The sequence below is a fragment of the Acinetobacter lwoffii genome (assembly GCF_024129595.1).
Lineage (GTDB): Bacteria > Pseudomonadota > Gammaproteobacteria > Pseudomonadales > Moraxellaceae > Acinetobacter > Acinetobacter lwoffii_O.
The window spans coordinates 14,027-31,702 of record NZ_JAMXXS010000014.1 but is presented as its reverse complement, the minus strand read 5'-3'; the positions used below and the strand labels follow the sequence as shown (position 1 = coordinate 31,702).

Below are 17,676 nucleotides of genomic sequence, written 5' to 3'. Positions count from 1 at the left end.
AAGAAGAGGATAAGGGATGGCGCTTAATTCGTTTAAGCGCTCAACTCTGCAGCTGAGCGTTTTGCTGGGCTGTGCAGTTGGGACGCAAGTGAATGCGGAAGAAATAGTAGTTAACAGCCCCATGCCGGCAACGGCCGAAGCCTGTGCCGCACTGGAAAGTAGTGCAGAGCGTCTGGCTTGCTATGATGCTTTATTTAAAATTCCGGTCACTGAGAAGCCTGCAATCGTTTCTGAACGTCGTGCAGCAGCAGAAATTGCGCCTGAACCCGATAATTTAAAAGCGAAAATTGGCCAAACTGTTTCCAATATTTATGCTTCTGAAGGATCAAAGCTGACGCCGAATCTGTCTTTGCTGGATAGCCGATGGGAACTCTCTCCGGAAAGTAAATTAGGCACCTGGAACATTCGTTCTTATCAGCCGGTGTATTTGATGCCAGGTTTCTGGACATCAAAGAAAAATGAATTCCCTCAAAGTGAAAATCCAGAAAACACAGTGAAGGAAGACCAAAATCTTACCTCAACCGAAGCAAAGTTTCAGTTGTCTTTAAAGACCAAGGCCGTTGAAAATATTTTGGGCGATAATGGTGATCTTTGGCTTGGTTATACCCAATCTTCGCGTTGGCAAGTGTATAACTCGGAAGAATCACGTCCGTTTCGTGAAACTAACTATGAGCCTGAAGCCAGTTTAATTTTCCGTACCAACTATGATCTTTTAGGTCTGAACTGGCGTATGTTGGGACTGACCATCAATCATCAGTCCAATGGCCGTTCTGATCCATTATCGCGCAGCTGGAATCGGGTGATGCTGAATCTTGGTTTTGAAAAAGACAATTTTGCCTTGATGGTTCGTCCTTGGTATCGCTTTGAAGAGAAGCGAGAAGACGATAACAATCCCGAAATCAAAAACTATATTGGCCGTGGAGACATGACCGCATTTTATCGTTATAAGGAGCATGATTTTTCATTGATGCTGCGACATACCTTAAAAGGTGGAGATGACAACCGTGGAGCCGTACAGTTCGACTGGTCATTCCCGATCAGTGGGCGTTTGCGTGGCCAATTCCAGCTTTTTGACGGTTACGGAGAAAGCCTGATTGATTATAATCACCGTGCCACGTATGTCGGTTTAGGTGTTTCCTTGATGAACTGGTTCTAGGATTCCAAGTTTAAACATCTTGGAATGAAAATAAAAAAACCATGCTGCGGCATGGTTTTTTTATAGATAAATTAGCCAATCTGTATTTCTGAAGGTGGATGTTTGAGACGACTCTTTTTCGGAGTCGCAATAAAATAAGCAAGCGTCAGTGGCCCTAGACGCCCTGCGAACATTAACAACATTAGAATGATCAAACTGGCCGGTTGTAGCTCCTCAGTTACCCCTCGGGACAAACCGACGGTACAGGCCGCAGACACGGCTTCAAACAACAGATCCAGAAAATCCTGCTCAGGTTCCAGGATTAATAAGCTCATAAAACCCATCATGATCAATGCTGCAGTAATACACACGACGGCCAATGCTTTAAACGTAGTTTTTTCAGGAATAGAGTGATTAAACAGCCGGATCTCATCTTCGCGTCTTAAAAAACTGATTACGCTGATGACCACAATAATAAACGTACCGACCTTAATGCCGCCCGCCGTACTTAAGGAACCGCCCCCGATAAACATGAGCAGCATGGTAATGAGACTGGATGCATCGCTCATTTGTTCCATTGGCAAGCTATTAAAACCTGAAGAGCGGGGAACGGTGGCATGGAACCAGGCATTCACGGCCTGATCGCCTATACTCATGAGACCCAAGGTGTGTGGATTGGAAGCCTCTAGTAGCCAAAGTACGATAAAAGCACTTAGGTTCAGACCCAGAATCGTTGAGAGGATTAGCTTGCTATTGGTACTCAACTTACGCCAGCGCTTATGTTCTTTGACGTCCATCAGCACCAGAAAACCGATACCGCCAATGATATACAGCATACTGATGGTAAAGGTAATCAGATATTGCCCTGAAAAACTCATCAGACTGTTTGGAAAAAGCGAAAATCCACCATTATTGAAAGCGGAGACACTATAAAAGGCTGCATAAAATAGTGCATCGCTAAACTGATATTCTTTGAGCCAGGACAAGGTCAGAATCAGCGTGCCGATCGCTTCAAAAAAAAGGGAATATAAAAACACGGCTTTAATGGTAAAACTGACTTTCTTCAGACTGGTTTGTCCGATCGACTCCTGTGCCATGACTTGCTGTTTTAGCCCCATTTGCGGTGCCAGGCTCATTACTGCCAGAATGGCAAAAGTCATAAAACCCAAGCCACCGCATTGCAACAAAAACATAATCACGATTTGGCCGAATACCGTATAGGCTTCACCGACATTTACCACCGATAGCCCGGTAATGGTCACAGCAGAAGTTGCTGTAAATATCGCCTCCAGCCAGCTGATTTCCCCATGATGTGCAATAGGCAGCATCAGCAGCAGTGAGCCGATCAGAATTAATCCGAGAAAACCCAAAGCCAGTAAGCTCGGAGGACTGAGGTTAATCGTCCTGTGTTGCTTTAAATCAGAACTTTTCATAGATGTTTAAAGTATTTAGCAAGACGGCGCAAAGGTTCCAACAATCCTTCAACCAGTAAAATATCGCCTTCTTGGATAATCTGATTGGCATCTACGTGATATTGCAGGGTAGACCCGCGTTTATGTAATAAGGTAGTGATTTCAGGAGCATGCTTCATCAACTGATTCAGTGGCGTACCATGATGATCCGCATGAATTTCAATTTTGACAATATAATGATCATCCTCAAGCGCCATATAACGACTGACCATCGGATAGCTTAATGACTGTGCCACTCGAACGCCCATATCTTCTTCAGGATGAATGATTTTTTCAACATTGAGATGGGTCAGAATCATGTGGTGGGATTTGGATTTGGCCTTCACCCAGATTTTCTTTACGCCCATATTTTTTAAGTGCAATACACATAGAATACTGGCCTCAATATCCTCTCCAATCGCAACGACAACGGCATCACAGCGCTGAATGTTCAGCTCATCGAGTACATGTTCATCGGTTGCATCGGCAATCACGGCATGGGTCAGCTGATCAGAAATGTTTTCGACATATTTTTTATTCAGATCGATTCCGATCACTTCATGCTTCAGGCTGATGAGCTGTGTGGCCACGGTCGCACCGAAACTGCCAAGCCCGATGACTGCAAATAATGCCATGGATTGTCCTTCGTTATCTTTATGTCATTCGTTATATCCGCTATGGTAATGAGAAGGCGATTCTTCAGCTATAGTTTTTAGGTAAAAATAGTACAGATCTTTGAAGTATTTACGCTTCTTTCATCTGAGGTACAGATTGAAAATTTGGACAGTCAGACATAACCTGACGATGTGTATATAAGGTTCCATAGCTGTTTTGGATGATGTATTCGAATTCATGATGATCATCCTTCATGATATTGAGTGTGGCTTGGCGTTTGAGTTGAGGATAAGTTTTTAAATTATCGATTGAGGCACAAGAAAAGCTTTTTACAAAAGCTGAAATTTTAGGATCTAATTTCACTTCTTTATAATGATTTAGAAAAATATAAACAAATTTGGGATACTGGTTGAGTATTTCTGAATGTGCCTCTATACCAGCGATGTTGCTGAGGTTATTTGCGGTTGCATTACTGGGAATATTTTTCATACTTGTTCGAACACGATCTTCTTCTTGATTTAATTTGTATGCTGGATAGCCGTATAAATAGACAAATAAAGTGGTGAGCAAAATAATAATAAAAGTGATATTCATATCTTAAGGTTCTGTTTTTGTAATTATTTTTAATTTTAACAAGATTGGAAATTAATGGATAATTGGTGTTTTCATTCATGATACATTTTTAAATCTGCCTAGAATATCATCCTAAAAAAACCGCCTCGAAAGGCGGTTTATGTTTGAAAGAATTACTTCAAGAAACGTTGATAACCCAGATTATTGGTAATTTCCTGATATGGATAGGTAATGGTTTCGAGAGTTTCGATCAAGCCATCCGGATTCTGTTGTGCATCGGTTGCTTCAAGACCCACCAGAACACGTCCTTCAGCAGCGCCGTGGTTACGGTAGTGGAACAGGGTAATGTTATGGGTTGGGCCAAGACGTTCCAGGAACATCAGTAAAGCGCCAGGACGCTCCGGGAATTCCACGCGGAACAGGCGCTCATTTTCAATATCGGCATGACCACCAATCAGATAACGGATATGCAGTTTGGCCACTTCGTCATCAGACAGATCGTCAACGTCATACTGGAACTTTAAGGTTTCATAAATTTCCTGACGTTCTTTCTCGCCATTTTTCAGACTGATGCCGACAAAGACTTGCGCAGCAGAAGCATCGCTGGCACGGTAGTTAAATTCAGTGATATTACGGCCTTGTAATGCACGGCAGAAACTCAGGAATGAACCTTTCTGTTCCGGAATGGTCACGGCAAAAATCGCTTCTTTGCGTTCACCCAATTCGGTACGTTCAGCGATATAACGTAAACGGTCGAAGTTCATGTTGGCGCCGCAGACAATCGACACCATGTTCTTCCCTTCGATGCCATGTTCAGCCACGTATTTTTTAATACCTGCCAGAGCCATTGCACCAGATGGTTCTACAATGCTACGGCATTCGTCATAAGTGTCTTTAATCGCTGCACAGACTTCATCCGTATTCACCAGCACTACATTCGGTTCCACGATCGGGCCTGAATTGTCCGACTTTTGCAGACGAATCACATCAAATGGTTTTTCACCAATTTGGGCTACGGCTGTACCATCAGCAAATAAACCTACAGATGGAAGAATCACACGTTCATTTGCTTCTAAAGCAGCTTTTAAACAGGCAGATTCGTCGTATTCCACTGGAATGACTTTAACGTGTGGTGCGACATCACCTAAATAGGCTGCAACACCTGCGATCAGGCCGCCACCGCCAACTGCGACAAACACATAGTCGACATCACGCCATTGACGTAGAATTTCATTGGCAATGGTGCCTTGGCCAGCAATCACCAATTCATCATCATAAGGTGGAATGAAAGTCATGCCATCTTCCTGGGCACGTTGAATCGCATATTTATTGGCAACATCAAATGAATCACCATGTAAAACCACTTCGCCACCCAGACGTTTAACCGCCTGCACCTTGATATCAGGCGTGGTTTTAGGCATCACAATAATCGCGCGAATACCCAGCTTTTTCCCTGAGAGTGCCACGCCCTGTGCATGGTTACCCGCTGAAGCAGTAATAACGCCACGTTCCATTTGTGATTTCGGTAATTGACTAATACGGTTATAGGCACCGCGTAGCTTGAATGAAAAAACCGGTTGTAAATCTTCACGTTTAAAGCGGATATTATTATTGAGTCGTTCGCTAATTCGTGGCGCTGCTTCGAGTGGAGTTTCGATTGCAACATCGTAGACCGTTGCTTGTAAAATTTGTCGAACCAAACGAGACAGCATGTTAATTTTCCATCTAACAGTTTAAAATAGGGGCTTATTGTAACAAACCACACGGCTTTGCGGTTTAAAAAAGCTGCAAAAGTCCAAAATAGTTGAGTGAAGCCATGAGTCTATATGCAACCCAAGATGAGAAAAAACAAGCAGCAGCCAAAGCCGCTTTAAAACACTTGCCAAAAGGGGGCATTTTAGGCGTAGGTACAGGCAGTACTGTAAACTTTTTAATTGACTTATTGCCTGAGCTGCAATTGGAAGCTGCGGTAGCCAGTTCAGAAGCAACTGCACAACGCTTGAAAAAACTCGGCATTGAAGTGGTAGATATGAACTCTGTCAGTGGTCTGGATGCTTATGTTGATGGTGCAGATGAAATTGATCGTCATATGCATATGATCAAAGGTGGCGGTGCAGCGCTGACACGTGAAAAGATTGTTGCTTCTATTGCGAAAAAATTTGTGTGTATCGTGGATGATTCTAAATGGGTTGGACAATTAGGGCGTGAGTTCCCGCTTCCTGTAGAAGTGATTCCAATGGCGCGTTCTGCAGTCGCGCGTAAAATCGTATCTTTAGGTGGCGATCCTGCGTACCGTGAAGGTGTGGTCACTGACAACGGTAATGTGATTTTAGATGTGTACAACCTGAATATTCTAAATGCACTTGAACTGGAAAAAACCTTAAACGATATTCCGGGCGTGGTGTGTAACGGTATCTTTGCGATTAATAAAGCAGATATCGCCATTGTCGCGACTGATAACGGAATTGAAGAGCGTACAGCGGTTTAATTAAACTTTCTAGAAAAAATCCCTCTAAATCTCCCTGAGCGAAGTTTTGAAGCACTGCTTTAAAACAAGTGCAAGAAGGGAGACTTTTAAAAGCCCCTCTTTTTCAAAGAGGGGGTTGGGGAGATTAAAAAAACTATAATGACCTTATCCGACCTACCCGAAATTCAAATCACCCGAAATGTCCGTTCAACCCGGTTACGTTTGCGTGTCGATGCGACCCAGATTCGCCTCACAGCCCCGGTTTTTTGCAGCAAAAAACAGATACGGCATTTTATTGAACAATCTGAAAGTTGGTTGATTAAAACCTGGCAATCCCAGCAAGAAAAAATCGAAAATATTGACCGGACGCTACCGAGTGAGCTGCGGTTATTCAATCTAAAAGCGCCTGTGCAAATTTCTTATCAAAGCCAGAAGAACAACTTCATTTTTGATCATGAAGATCTACAGCTTTGGATCAGTGACCGACATCCTGAAGAATATTTAAAAGCTTTCGTGATTGCCTACGCAAAAGAACAGCTTCCTTCATATTTAAATCTCGTCTCACAGCAATGTCATTTACCTTTTAAAGACTGCAATATTCGACAACCTAAAACCCGGTGGGGTAGTTGTTCAGCCAAGCATGACATTATGTTGAACAGTGCGCTGGTATTATTTCCTGAACAAGTCACGCGTTATGTTGCTGTCCATGAGCTGGTACATACAAAGCATTTTGATCATAGTCCACGCTTTTGGGCAGAAGTTGCCAAGCATGATCAGCATTTCCAGCAGCATCGTAAAGCGCTGAAAAATACGCCGTTGCCATATTGGTGGGGTGCCTGAAACCATAATTAACAGGTCAGGATTATTTTATTGAAATAGCCTAAGCAATCTAGGCATTTAATCATTTAAACTGGCCTTATCCTACGTATCAATTAAAAAACCAGCAAACCCCAGTGAAATGGTTTAGAAAACCTCAACTTCCTGTCATACTAGGCCTTATAAAGGAAACATTTATTTGAGGTAATCATCGTGATTTCAGTGGGTATTGTGGGTGGTACGGGTTATACAGGCGTTGAACTTTTGCGTCTTTTGCTACGACATCCAGATGTAAATGTAACAGCACTGACATCACGTACTGAAGCAGGTCGTCGTGTAGATGACATGTTCCCAAGCTTGCGCGGGCATACCAATCTTAAATTTTCTGATTTGAGTCTGGGTTTATTAAAATCATGCGATGTGGTGTTCTTTGCAACGCCGCATGGTGTCGCAATGAAACATGCCGAAGAGCTGGTTGCTGCAAATACCAAAGTGATCGACTTGGCGGCAGATTTTCGTTTACAAGATCTTGAACAGTTTGAAAAATGGTATGGCATGCAACATGCATGTCCAGAACTGTTAAAAGATTCTGTTTATGGTTTATCTGAGCTAAATCGTGAAGAAATTAAAAAGGCCAGTGTGATCGGGAATCCGGGGTGTTATCCAACTACAGTTCAGTTGGGTCTGGCGCCACTCTTAAAAGCGGCTGAAGCATTGGTGAAACCTGAAAGCATTATTATCGATGCCAAATCTGGTGTATCAGGTGCAGGTCGTAAAGCCAGTCTGGGCATGATTTATTCTGAAAATTCCGATAATTTTAAGGCCTATGGTGTAGCGGGTCATCGTCATCACCCTGAAATTGTCGAAGCATTGGAAAAAATTTCAGGTCAAAAAAATGTGTTTGATCATATTTTATTTGTACCGCATTTGGTGCCGATGATTCGTGGTATGTTGTCGACCATCTATATCGATTTAACTGAAGCAGGCCAATCAGCAGATTTACAAGCGCTATATGAGCAGTTCTATGCCAATGAAGCATTTGTCGATGTTATGCCGGCGGGTAGCTCACCCGAAACCCGTTCAGTGCGTGGAGCGAATCAGTTGCGTATTGCCTTGTATAAGCCACAACCAACGAAACTGGTTGTACTGGTTGCACAAGACAATCTGGTAAAAGGGGCAGCAGGTCAGGCTGTACAAAACATGAACCTGATGTTTGGTTTTGCTGAAGACGCTGGCTTAAATAATATTGGTTTATTACCATAAAAAACGTATTAGAACTTCACACACATTTAGATTTGCATTTAAATGTGTGTCTTGATTAAAGCAAACAAGAGATCAAAATGCCGAATAACGAGTCAAATACGACGCTTCCTCAGGAACCCGGGACTAAGAAACCATTCATGAAAGGTAATACGCCCTTGGCCATTGGTGCGGCTGTATTGATCTTAAGCAGTGGCGTACTCGGATATACCGTAGGACATCGTCAGGGTTTGACTGCGGCGGGTTATGATGCAGATGCAGAGCAACTGGTCGATGTAGTACAGACTCAGAAAGCCAGTCTTGAAACACTGAACAAGACGCTGAATACTGCGGTTCAGGAGCGTGATCTAGCTGTCAGTAACGCCAATGATCTGTATCTGGCCATGACCAAGGCACGTGATGAACAGGTGCAGGCTGAAAGTGTAGGAACCATTTATCGCGAGATCTTGCGTCAGCGTGGTGGTTTGGCATTGGCGGTTCAAAACCTGTCGATTAAACCTTTGCCGGAAAATGCCTTTGAATATCAGATTGATCTGGTTCAGGTCAGTCCAGGCAAAAGTCGTGCCTCAGGTAGCGTGGAACTGCGCCTGATTAAAGGGACTGAAATTCTGGTGGTGCCACTGGAAGATAAAAACTTTAATTTTGAAAATTATGAGCGCCTCACTGGTCGCTGGACCATGCCGAAAGGCTTTAAGCCAGAATTTATTGAAGTGCGTCTTACTGGTGCCAAACCTGTGATTCGTCGTTTTAGTTGGGAACAGGGCAAAGCAGTCGAAAATCAGTCTGCCACCTTGTCAGAAATTCCGAAAACTGAAGCAAATGCAAATTAAGTGTGAAATATAAATCTTATGCCAAGCAATAAACGTCAAATGTGTTTAAGTGATATTAAAAATTCTTTTAATGAGTCTGGAATTGTTGATTGGCATATCAGCCCACGTTTAGCAAATGAACCCTCTGAAGACGGTGATTCTGACCTAGCTGTACAGACTGCACCGCCAGAACTGAAACGTCCACCGTTGTATGCCGTTGTTTTATTAAATGACGACTATACGCCGATGGAGTTTGTAATTGAAATTTTACAACAATACTTTGCAATGAATCTTGACCAAGCTACACAAGTAATGCTAACTGTACATTATGAAGGAAAGGGTGTAGCTGGGGTCTATCCTCGAGACATTGCGGAGACCAAAGCGAACCAAGTCAATAATTATGCTCGATCACAAGGTCATCCGTTACTTTGCCAAATAGAGCCTAAAGATTAAGGGGGTTACATGCTCAGTCGTCAATTAGAAGTATCACTACGTTTGGCTGTCAGCATGGCTCGTCAAAAGAGACATGAGTTCCTGACCGTAGAACATTTATTGTTAGCCTTACTCGACAATGATTCTGCCGTAAATGCTCTCAAAGCATGTGGTGCGGACATCATCGTGTTGCGTAAGGAATTAGAAGAGTACGTAGAACAACATACCCCTAAACTTGGTGAAAATAGTGATCAGGCACCACACCCGACAGAAAGCTTTGACCGGATCTTGCAACGTGCGATTTTTCACGTGCAGTCAAGCGGCGGCGATCGTACTGTAGAAGGTGCTGATATTCTGGTTGCCATGTATTCTGAGCGTGACTCATTTGCAGTCTATCTGCTTAAACGTCATCAAATTAACCGTCTGACCCTGACTCAGTACCTGTCTCATGGTACCCGTAAAGAAGATGTACAATCTGAAGAAGAAATCGAAGACCTAGATGGCGAATCGGCATCTTCAGCAAGTTCAGGTCCACTTGAGCTTTATACAACCAACCTCAATGTTGAAGCACAAAAAGGCAAGACCGATCCATTGATTGGTCGTGAAAAAGAAATCGAGCGTGCCGCGCAAATTCTTTGCCGCCGTCGTAAAAATAACCCACTCCTTGTCGGTGATCCAGGTGTCGGTAAAACCTCGATTGCTGAAGGGCTGGCTTGGTTAATTGTCAATGGTAAAGCGCCAAAACCGCTAGAAAATGCTGAAATCTTCAGTCTGGATATTGGTGCTTTGGTGGCAGGAACCAAATACCGCGGTGATTTTGAAAAACGCTTGAAACAGCTTTTAAATGCGTTGAAAAAGAAACCTGAAGCAGTGCTGTTTATTGATGAAATTCACATGATTATTGGTGCAGGCTCGAGTATGGGCAGTACCATGGATGCATCGAATCTGATCAAACCGGCGCTGGCAAATGGTTCTTTACGCTGCATCGGGTCAACCACATTCCAGGAATACCGTCAGGTCTTTGAGAAAGATCATGCTTTATCGCGTCGTTTCCAGAAAATTGATGTGAATGAGCCATCTATTTCTGAGACTATTGATATCCTACGTGGTCTGAAATCGAAGTTTGAAGATTTCCATCATGTGGAATATGAAGATCAAGCCTTAGTGTCTGCGGTAGAACTTTCTGCGAAATTTATCAACGACCGTTTCTTGCCAGATAAGGCGATTGATGTCATTGATGAAGCCGGTGCTCAGCGCCGTCTCAAAGCAGAACAAGATGACAGTTTAATCACCGTAGAAAATATTGAAGACATCGTTTCTAAAATTGCGCGTATTCCTCCAAAAACTGTCTCTAAAGATGACAAGAGTGTGCTGGAAAATCTTGAGCGTGATTTAAAACGTGTGGTCTTTGGTCAGGATGAAGCGATTGAGGCCTTGGCTTCTGCAATTAAACTGTCACGTGCCGGTTTGAAGTCTCCAGATAAGCCTGTAGGTAGTTTTGTCTTTGCGGGTCCTACAGGTGTTGGTAAAACCGAAGTGACCAAGCAGCTCGCGAAACAGATGGGTGTGGAACTGGTTCGTTTTGATATGTCGGAATACATGGAACGTCATGCAGTGTCACGTTTGATCGGTGCACCTCCGGGCTATGTCGGTTTTGATCAGGGTGGCTTGCTCACCGATGCGATTCACAAAAATCCGCATTGTGTGCTGTTGCTAGACGAGATCGAAAAAGCGCATCCAGATGTGTTTAACCTCTTATTGCAGATTATGGATCATGGTTCATTGACTGATAATAACGGGCGTAAATCTGATTTCCGTAACGTGGTCTTGGTACTCACCACCAATATTGGTGCTGAAAGTATTTCACGTGTCAGCATTGGTTTTATGGAACAGGACAATAGTAACGATAATCAGGAAGCGATGAAGAAAGTTTTCTCGCCAGAATTCCGTAACCGTCTTGATGGCGTGATTCAGTTCAAGGCATTACCAAGCAGCATTATTGAAAATGTTGTAGATAAATTCCTGACTGAACTTCAAGCACAACTAGATGACAAAAAAGTCATGTTGGAAGTGGATCAGAGTGCACGTGAATGGATGTCAGAACATGGCTATGACCGTTTAATGGGCGCACGTCCAATGCAACGTTTGATTCAGGAACACCTGAAAAAACCGCTGGCTGAGATGATCCTGTTTGGTGAGCTGGCTGAAAATGGCGGCAATGTTGCAGTATCGGTGAAAAAAGAAAATGGTAAGCCTGTAGGTTTAAAACTTGAAGTCTTTGAAGACCAGACTGCTGAACCAGCTTAATTAATAAGAAGGATCAAACCCGTGCTTGCACGGGTTTTTTCATGGACTCATATTTTAAATTATCAAATTCATATCATTTAAAAGATAAATTATGGATATTCAAGTTACCAAGCTGTTCACGACATTTTTACTGTTTTTAGTCACGGCATTGATGGAAATTTTAGGTTGTTATTTTCCCTATCTGATTTTAAATCAGGGGAGAAGCCACTGGTTATGGATTCCGACAGCTCTGGCTTTGGCGGCTTTTGTCTGGCTGTTAACCTTGCATCCAGCTGCTTCAGGACGGATCTATGCCGCTTATGGTGGTATCTATATTTTTTCAGCGCTAATGTGGTTGCGCTTCGTTGATCAAGTGACTCTATCGCGTTGGGATCTACTTGGTGGCATGGTGGTAATACTGGGCGCGTTGATTATTATTTTGCAGCCGCAAGGCTTGGTGCGTTAGCAAGATATAACAGTAAACCTTATTAAAAAAGGCAGCCACAGCTACCTTTTTTTGTTTTTGGATTTTTTAATTTCAAATCAAACTTGATGTCTTATTTAGTTAGATTATTTTAATTTACAATCTTTCTGGGAAATATCAGTTTTATAGGTTTGTGTCTGCGAGTTCAGGCTGAGTTCAACCTTGTATGGGTTCGCAATTTGATAGCGATGTTCAAAGAAAATTTCACAATTATTGAGCAGATTATTGCGAATGACTTTCATCACTTCTTTGCGCCCCAAGTCTTTTTCAAACTGGCTAAAATCGGGCGTGATGATCATGCCTTTCAGTGTGGTTTTATTGGCACTTAACTGTAATTGTTCAATAATCGTATTTTGATCAATCTGCAATGGTAAAGTTCTGGAATCTTCTGCACTGAGCACTGCGAGTAATTCATTCAGTTCGGCTTTTTTCTGAATTTTAAATTTGCTGTCAATAATATTTTTTTCTTGAAGATATTGGTCAAATTCAGAAGCATGCACCGGTAAGACAGCACTGCTAAAACCAGTCAAGAGTGCCAAAGCCCAATATTTTTTTTGCATTGTATAAAATCACTTTTTATTCCATTTCACAATGATTATAAGAGCTGAGACAAAAAAAGCACCAGAGATTGGTGCTTAATTTGTGAAGATTCATCTTAAAAAATTAGTCTTTTTTCAGATTTTCATTAATCAGGAATTCAACCAAGGCTTTTTGCGCGTGCAAGCGATTTTCAGCTTCATCCCAAACTACGGCATTTTTATGGTCAAGCAGATTTTCTGAAATCTCTTCGCCACGATGCGCAGGCAAGCAGTGCATAAACAAGCAATCTGGATGTGCAAGATCCATCAGACGTTCATTTACCTGATAATCTGCAAAGGCTTTTTCACGGATCTTCTGTTCTTCTTCTTGGCCCATGCTTGCCCAAACGTCAGTCACTATCAGATCAGCATTCACCGCTGCATCTTCAGCAGAAGGAACCAGTTCCACACAATGCGCAAATTCAGACAGGAATTTTTCTTGTGGTTCATAGCCTTTTGGCGCTGCAATTTTCAGATTAAAGCCCCACATATGTGCAGCTTCAATATAAGAGTTACACATATTGTTGCCATCACCAATCCAGGCAACAGTTTTCCCTTCGATTGAGCCACGTTGCTCTACATAAGTCTGCATATCAGCAAGTAGCTGGCAAGGATGGTGGTCATCAGTCAACGCATTAATCACAGGAACTTTCGAATAAGATGCAAAACGCTCCACGATATCATGACCGAAAGTACGGATCATTACGATATCCAGCATGCTTGAAATCACACGTGCAGAATCTTCAATCGGTTCACCACGACCTAACTGGGTATCGCGTGAAGACAGGAAAATTGCGCTGCCACCAAATTGGCTCATGCCAGCTTCAAACGAAACACGCGTACGGGTACTGGATTTTTCAAAAATCATGCCCATCACTTTACCAACAAATGGTTGGAACACTTCATTGTTATGCTGTTTGCGCTTAAGCTCAATTGCGCGTTGCAAAATCTGGTTAAGTTCTAAAGTTGATAAATCGCGTAAGGTGAGAAAGTGACGGAGAGCCATTCGTTACTCCACAATAATTGCCGAAAAACTCGATCAACAATCAGTTGTTGGTTAGTTTAAGAAAAAAATACGGAATCGGCTAATATACTATAAGCAATGAAAAATGCAAAAAACTAGACTTTTTGATGACCGTCTAAAAAGCGATCCACACAATAACTGATGTATTTGTCGATTTCCTGATCATCTTCCTGTACCGGAATTCCCATCAGAATACGCCATTCCAGATTGCGCAAAATACCAAAATACAGCTGCGCCGAATATTGTGGATTTTCGCAATGCAATAAACCTTGCGCATCTGCCTGTTCTAAAGCCGTGGCAATGGCACTTTGCACATGCACCGGGCCTCGCTCATGAATATGCTGAGCAAGTTCAGGATTACGCTGGCTTTGTTCCAGCACCAGACGCATAAAGGCCGAGTTTTCCGGTTGCATAATCTGGTGATAAAAATTAAGCAACGTGTGTACTAAATAACTACGAAAATCCAGTGCCATCAGTTCGATCGGAATACTGATATCTTCAAAAAACTTGATACGACGATAATCGCAGATGGCTTTAAACAAGCCCTCTTTATTGCCAAAGTACTTATAAATAGAGGCTTTGGAGCCACCGGCATGCTGGACGATATCATCCAGAGACACAGCATCATAACCCCGTTCCAGAAATAGCTCGGTTGCACTGATCAGCAGCGCAATACAACGCTCATGACCACGTTTGGTCTGTGGCAGATCTTTGGCGAGCGGTTCTAGGGCGAGGTCTTGCATAGGAGATAGTACATCAACATGTCAATAGAGATTGAAACGCCATCATAGCAAATATATGCACATATTTCATAATTGCGCTAGATAAGTGCGCTATTTGCTAATTAGGTAAAGCAAAACTTAAAAATTTGACTAAAGTTTTAGAGTATTTGTTCTATCGGGTTATGGAATGAGCAAGCCAAATGAGTATACTCGAATTTCAATAATTATAGCCAAGACTGTGGAAAAGGAAGATGACAGAACAAATGTCTGCAGGTTTAAGATTTAGACAAGCGCTTGAAGTCGAGAAACCATTGCAAATTATGGGCACGGTAAATGCCTATGCTGCCATGATGGCCAAACAGGTCGGTTATAAAGCCATTTATTTATCAGGTGCGGGTGTCGCGAATTATTCTTATGGTTTGCCTGATCTGGGCATGACCAGCCTGGATAATGTTCTTGAAGATGTACGCCGGATCACTGAACGTGTGGATACACCTTTACTGGTTGATATCGATACCGGTTGGGGCGGTGCATTAAATATTGCCCGCACGATTAAGCAGATGATTGCAGCAGGAGCCGCTGCGGTTCATATTGAAGATCAGGTGGCACAGAAGCGTTGTGGTCATCGTCCAAATAAAGAAATCGTATCGCAGCAGGAAATGGTCGATCGTATCAAAGCGGCTGTAGATGCGAAAACCGATTCAAACTTCGTGGTGATGGCGCGTACCGATGCGCTACAAAAAGAAGGCTTGCAAGCAGTGATTGATCGTGCTTCTGCCTGTGTTGAAGCGGGTGCAGATGCGATCTTTGCTGAGGCGATGACCGATATCACCATGTACCGTACAGTGTGTGATGCGGTCGGTGTGCCAGTCTTGGCAAATATTACCGAATTTGGTGATACACCGTATTATACGGTTGATGAACTGGCGGAGCAGGGCATTGGCATGGTGCTGTATCCGTTATCAGCGACACGTGCAATGCAAAAAGCCGCACTTGAAGTGATGCGTTCAGTACGCGAACATGGTACTCAGGTAAATGTGCTGGATATTATGCAACAACGAAAAGAACTCTACGAATTTTTAGATTATCACAGCTTCGAAGACACATTAGATAAACTGTTTAAACAGGAGAATTAAAAAAATGGCTGAAGGAAAAGTACTCACTGGCGCAGGATTGCGCGGACAAGTGGCAGGTAAAACCTCACTTTCAACAGTAGGCAAAAGTGGCGCAGGTCTGACCTATCGCGGCTATGACGTGCAGGATCTGGCTGAACATTGCCAGTTTGAAGAAGCCGCTTATCTGATTTTCTTCGGAGAATTGCCGACAGCAGAGCAATTGGCTGCCTACAAAGCCAAACTGAAATCCTTGCGCACTTTACCTCAGGCATTAAAAGAAGTCCTTGAGCGTATTCCTGCCGACTCGCATCCAATGGATGTGATGCGTACTGGCGTTTCCATGCTGGGCAATCTTGAAACTGAGCAGTCTTTTGAGCAGCAACAGGATATCGCAGACCGCATTTTGGCAACTTTGCCGGCAATCATTTGTTACTGGTATCGTTATAGTCATGACGGCGTACGTATTGAAGAAAATACTGACGATGATTCGATTGGTGCACAGTTCCTGCATCTTCTGCATGGTGAAAAACCAAATGAGCTACATGAACAGGTAATGAATGTTTCCTTGATTCTGTATGCAGAGCATGAATTCAATGCTTCGACTTTTACCGCTCGTGTGTGTGCATCAACGCTGTCAGATATGCATTCCTGTATTACCGGTGCAATCGGTTCCTTGCGTGGCCCTTTACATGGTGGTGCTAACGAAGCTGCGATGGACATGATTGAAAACTGGAAATCACCAGAAGAAGCTGAGCGTGAAATGCTGGGCATGCTGGAACGTAAAGAAAAAATCATGGGCTTCGGTCATGCGATCTATAAGGACAATGATCCGCGTAATGGCATTATCAAAGTCTGGTCTGAGCGTTTGGCCAAAGATGTCGGTGATACGGTACTGTATCCAGTCTCTGTACGCTGTGAAGAAGTCATGTGGCGTGAGAAGAAATTATTCTGTAATGCGGATTTCTTCCATGCATCTGCCTATCATTTCATGGGCATTCCAACCAAGCTGTTTACCCCGATCTTTGTCATGTCGCGTGTGACAGGCTGGGCAGCGCATGTGATGGAACAGCGTGCAGACAACCGTATTATCCGTCCAAGCGCGGACTATACCGGTCCTGAACTGCGTAAAGTAGTGCCAATCGCTGAACGTTCTACCGCAGCTTAATCTGTTTCTGTAGTAAAAATAAAAAATAAGGTCTCAATTGAGACCTTATTTTTTTATCGGTTTAGTTATCGACTTAACAGTGCTGGATCTTCAATGCTATAACCTGTTTCAAAAGGAATACCCAGATACTTTACTATTACTAGGGTCTTATTCTGTCGCGGAACTTTATAGGCTTGGCTAATTTTTAAGCCTTGCTGATAACTGACGGCTTGCTGAACCGGGCTTTTTTGTAAGCCGGATTTCACTTGATATTGATAGGTCCATTTTGGCACTTTTTCCTGAGGGTCATGCCAGGCAGGTGCGCTACCTTTTCTTGTCTTTAAGACCTTAAGCTGTGGCTTTGATTTTTGAACCGGATTTAATGGAACTAAACGTTTTTTGATTTTGGCAATGTCTTGATCAAACTTGCGACTGTCTTGATCATAATCGATGCGCTTGGTTTTAGGATTGATATATAAGGAATTGACCTGAACCAGCTGATTTGATTTTTGGGATTTAAAATTATAATAATACAGTTGAGGCAAGCGTCCACGACCATCAAGATAATGACGCATGATATAAAGCTTCTGTTCTTTGACTTCATAGCCTAGAACTTCAATATTTTGTGGACCGCCTACGGTAGCGAAAGCCAGAGTGGGCAAGCTCAGAGGGAGCAGAAGCAGTGCAGTTTTAATATTCATGGTCATTCCACCCTCAAAAAAATAGATTGGCATTTGATCATGCCAATCTATCTTAAAATACGGT

Annotated in this window: 18 protein-coding genes; 10 read left to right on the top strand and 8 right to left on the bottom strand. The window is 42.9% G+C overall.

Translation table 11 applies throughout. From position 1 onward, the window contains the following. Positions 1-16 precede the first annotated feature (16 nt). Positions 17-1,156 carry a phospholipase A gene (locus NI466_RS08490; RefSeq protein ID WP_253173331.1) on the top strand — a complete coding sequence of 380 codons (1,140 nt, stop codon included), beginning with the start codon at positions 17-19 and terminating at the stop codon, positions 1,154-1,156. Positions 1,157-1,227: 71 nt separating this feature from the next. Here the strand turns inward: NI466_RS08490 and NI466_RS08485 are convergent, their stop codons facing one another. The 4 genes from NI466_RS08485 to ilvA all read right to left on the bottom strand — a co-directional run bounded on the left by NI466_RS08485 (position 1,228) and on the right by ilvA (position 5,486). Then, complete coding sequence (locus NI466_RS08485) at positions 1,228-2,568, bottom strand: TrkH family potassium uptake protein (RefSeq protein ID WP_253173330.1); 1,341 nt, start codon at positions 2,566-2,568, stop codon at positions 1,228-1,230. Beyond that, entirely contained in the window at positions 2,565-3,221 is a 657-nt protein-coding gene (locus tag NI466_RS08480) for a potassium channel family protein (protein ID WP_253173329.1), read from the bottom strand. Before NI466_RS08480 ends, NI466_RS08485 begins: the two co-directional genes overlap by 4 nt. 109 nt (positions 3,222-3,330) lie before the next feature. Further along, a complete protein-coding gene (locus NI466_RS08475) occupies positions 3,331-3,795 on the bottom strand; it encodes a hypothetical protein (RefSeq protein WP_253173328.1) in 465 nt (154 codons plus the stop codon). A gap of 152 nt (positions 3,796-3,947) precedes the next feature. Further along, on the bottom strand, positions 3,948-5,486 hold the full coding sequence (gene ilvA / locus NI466_RS08470) for a threonine ammonia-lyase, biosynthetic (RefSeq protein ID WP_004646781.1): 1,539 nt from the start codon (positions 5,484-5,486) through the stop codon (positions 3,948-3,950). Positions 5,487-5,590: 104 nt separating this feature from the next. Between ilvA and rpiA the strand changes: the two genes are divergently transcribed. The 7 genes from rpiA to NI466_RS08435 all read left to right on the top strand — a co-directional run bounded on the left by rpiA (position 5,591) and on the right by NI466_RS08435 (position 12,310). After that, positions 5,591-6,262 carry a ribose-5-phosphate isomerase RpiA gene (rpiA, locus tag NI466_RS08465; protein ID WP_004279784.1) on the top strand — a complete coding sequence of 224 codons (672 nt, stop codon included), beginning with the start codon at positions 5,591-5,593 and terminating at the stop codon, positions 6,260-6,262. 138 nt (positions 6,263-6,400) lie between these two features. Next, positions 6,401-7,081: a M48 family metallopeptidase gene (locus NI466_RS08460; RefSeq protein WP_253173327.1), complete on the top strand. Its 681-nt coding sequence runs from the start codon at positions 6,401-6,403 to the stop codon at positions 7,079-7,081. Between the two features lie 183 nt (positions 7,082-7,264). After that, complete coding sequence (argC, locus tag NI466_RS08455; protein ID WP_253173348.1) at positions 7,265-8,320, top strand: N-acetyl-gamma-glutamyl-phosphate reductase; 1,056 nt, start codon at positions 7,265-7,267, stop codon at positions 8,318-8,320. A gap of 77 nt (positions 8,321-8,397) precedes the next feature. Further along, complete coding sequence (locus NI466_RS08450; RefSeq protein ID WP_004279781.1) at positions 8,398-9,147, top strand: DUF6776 family protein; 750 nt, start codon at positions 8,398-8,400, stop codon at positions 9,145-9,147. Positions 9,148-9,165: 18 nt separating this feature from the next. Further along, complete coding sequence (gene clpS / locus NI466_RS08445; RefSeq protein WP_004279780.1) at positions 9,166-9,579, top strand: ATP-dependent Clp protease adapter ClpS; 414 nt, start codon at positions 9,166-9,168, stop codon at positions 9,577-9,579. A gap of 9 nt (positions 9,580-9,588) precedes the next feature. Next, on the top strand, positions 9,589-11,865 hold the full coding sequence (gene clpA / locus NI466_RS08440) for an ATP-dependent Clp protease ATP-binding subunit ClpA (RefSeq protein WP_253173326.1): 2,277 nt from the start codon (positions 9,589-9,591) through the stop codon (positions 11,863-11,865). Positions 11,866-11,956: 91 nt separating this feature from the next. Further along, the gene (locus NI466_RS08435) at positions 11,957-12,310 is read left to right on the top strand and encodes a YnfA family protein (protein ID WP_004646786.1); all 354 of its coding nucleotides are present in this window, start codon (positions 11,957-11,959) and stop codon (positions 12,308-12,310) included. A gap of 104 nt (positions 12,311-12,414) precedes the next feature. Here the strand turns inward: NI466_RS08435 and NI466_RS08430 are convergent, their stop codons facing one another. From NI466_RS08430 to NI466_RS08420, 3 genes are all read right to left on the bottom strand, one after another. After that, positions 12,415-12,888: a hypothetical protein gene (locus tag NI466_RS08430; protein WP_253173325.1), complete on the bottom strand. Its 474-nt coding sequence runs from the start codon at positions 12,886-12,888 to the stop codon at positions 12,415-12,417. Positions 12,889-12,991: 103 nt separating this feature from the next. Beyond that, positions 12,992-13,912 (bottom strand): ornithine carbamoyltransferase, encoded by a 921-nt coding sequence (argF, locus tag NI466_RS08425; protein WP_004280178.1) that lies wholly within the window; start codon positions 13,910-13,912, stop codon positions 12,992-12,994. A gap of 113 nt (positions 13,913-14,025) precedes the next feature. Next, positions 14,026-14,673, bottom strand: a complete 648-nt coding sequence (locus NI466_RS08420; protein ID WP_004646788.1) for a TetR/AcrR family transcriptional regulator — start codon at positions 14,671-14,673, stop codon at positions 14,026-14,028. 230 nt (positions 14,674-14,903) lie between these two features. Here NI466_RS08420 and prpB point away from each other — a divergent pair, with 230 nt between their 5' ends. Both prpB and prpC read left to right on the top strand, forming a co-directional pair. Next, positions 14,904-15,788 (top strand): methylisocitrate lyase, encoded by an 885-nt coding sequence (gene prpB / locus NI466_RS08415; protein ID WP_004280180.1) that lies wholly within the window; start codon positions 14,904-14,906, stop codon positions 15,786-15,788. A gap of 4 nt (positions 15,789-15,792) precedes the next feature. Then, positions 15,793-16,932, top strand: a complete 1,140-nt coding sequence (prpC, locus tag NI466_RS08410) for a bifunctional 2-methylcitrate synthase/citrate synthase (RefSeq protein WP_253173324.1) — start codon at positions 15,793-15,795, stop codon at positions 16,930-16,932. A 65-nt stretch (positions 16,933-16,997) separates the two neighbouring features. On the opposite strand, the gene NI466_RS08405 is transcribed toward prpC, so the two are convergent. Continuing rightward, positions 16,998-17,618, bottom strand: coding sequence for an aminotransferase (locus NI466_RS08405; protein ID WP_253099682.1), 621 nt, complete (start codon positions 17,616-17,618; stop codon positions 16,998-17,000). Positions 17,619-17,676: the final 58 nt, after the last annotated feature.

Bases quoted from the DNA above. Each gene is read 5' to 3' on its own strand.
- NI466_RS08490 (WP_253173331.1), top strand. From the start codon at position 17: ATGGCGCTTAATTCGTTTAAGCGCTCAACTCTGCAGCTGAGCGTTTTG.
- NI466_RS08485 (WP_253173330.1), bottom strand. From the start codon at position 2,568: ATGAAAAGTTCTGATTTAAAGCAACACAGGACGATTAACCTCAGTCCT.
- NI466_RS08480 (WP_253173329.1), bottom strand. From the start codon at position 3,221: ATGGCATTATTTGCAGTCATCGGGCTTGGCAGTTTCGGTGCGACCGTG.
- NI466_RS08475 (WP_253173328.1), bottom strand. From the start codon at position 3,795: ATGAATATCACTTTTATTATTATTTTGCTCACCACTTTATTTGTCTAT.
- ilvA (WP_004646781.1), bottom strand. From the start codon at position 5,486: ATGCTGTCTCGTTTGGTTCGACAAATTTTACAAGCAACGGTCTACGAT.
- rpiA (WP_004279784.1), top strand. From the start codon at position 5,591: ATGAGTCTATATGCAACCCAAGATGAGAAAAAACAAGCAGCAGCCAAA.
- NI466_RS08460 (WP_253173327.1), top strand. From the start codon at position 6,401: ATGACCTTATCCGACCTACCCGAAATTCAAATCACCCGAAATGTCCGT.
- NI466_RS08450 (WP_004279781.1), top strand. From the start codon at position 8,398: ATGCCGAATAACGAGTCAAATACGACGCTTCCTCAGGAACCCGGGACT.
- clpS (WP_004279780.1), top strand. From the start codon at position 9,166: ATGCCAAGCAATAAACGTCAAATGTGTTTAAGTGATATTAAAAATTCT.
- clpA (WP_253173326.1), top strand. From the start codon at position 9,589: ATGCTCAGTCGTCAATTAGAAGTATCACTACGTTTGGCTGTCAGCATG.
- NI466_RS08435 (WP_004646786.1), top strand. From the start codon at position 11,957: ATGGATATTCAAGTTACCAAGCTGTTCACGACATTTTTACTGTTTTTA.
- NI466_RS08430 (WP_253173325.1), bottom strand. From the start codon at position 12,888: ATGCAAAAAAAATATTGGGCTTTGGCACTCTTGACTGGTTTTAGCAGT.
- argF (WP_004280178.1), bottom strand. From the start codon at position 13,912: ATGGCTCTCCGTCACTTTCTCACCTTACGCGATTTATCAACTTTAGAA.
- NI466_RS08420 (WP_004646788.1), bottom strand. From the start codon at position 14,673: ATGCAAGACCTCGCCCTAGAACCGCTCGCCAAAGATCTGCCACAGACC.
- prpB (WP_004280180.1), top strand. From the start codon at position 14,904: ATGACAGAACAAATGTCTGCAGGTTTAAGATTTAGACAAGCGCTTGAA.
- prpC (WP_253173324.1), top strand. From the start codon at position 15,793: ATGGCTGAAGGAAAAGTACTCACTGGCGCAGGATTGCGCGGACAAGTG.
- NI466_RS08405 (WP_253099682.1), bottom strand. From the start codon at position 17,618: ATGACCATGAATATTAAAACTGCACTGCTTCTGCTCCCTCTGAGCTTG.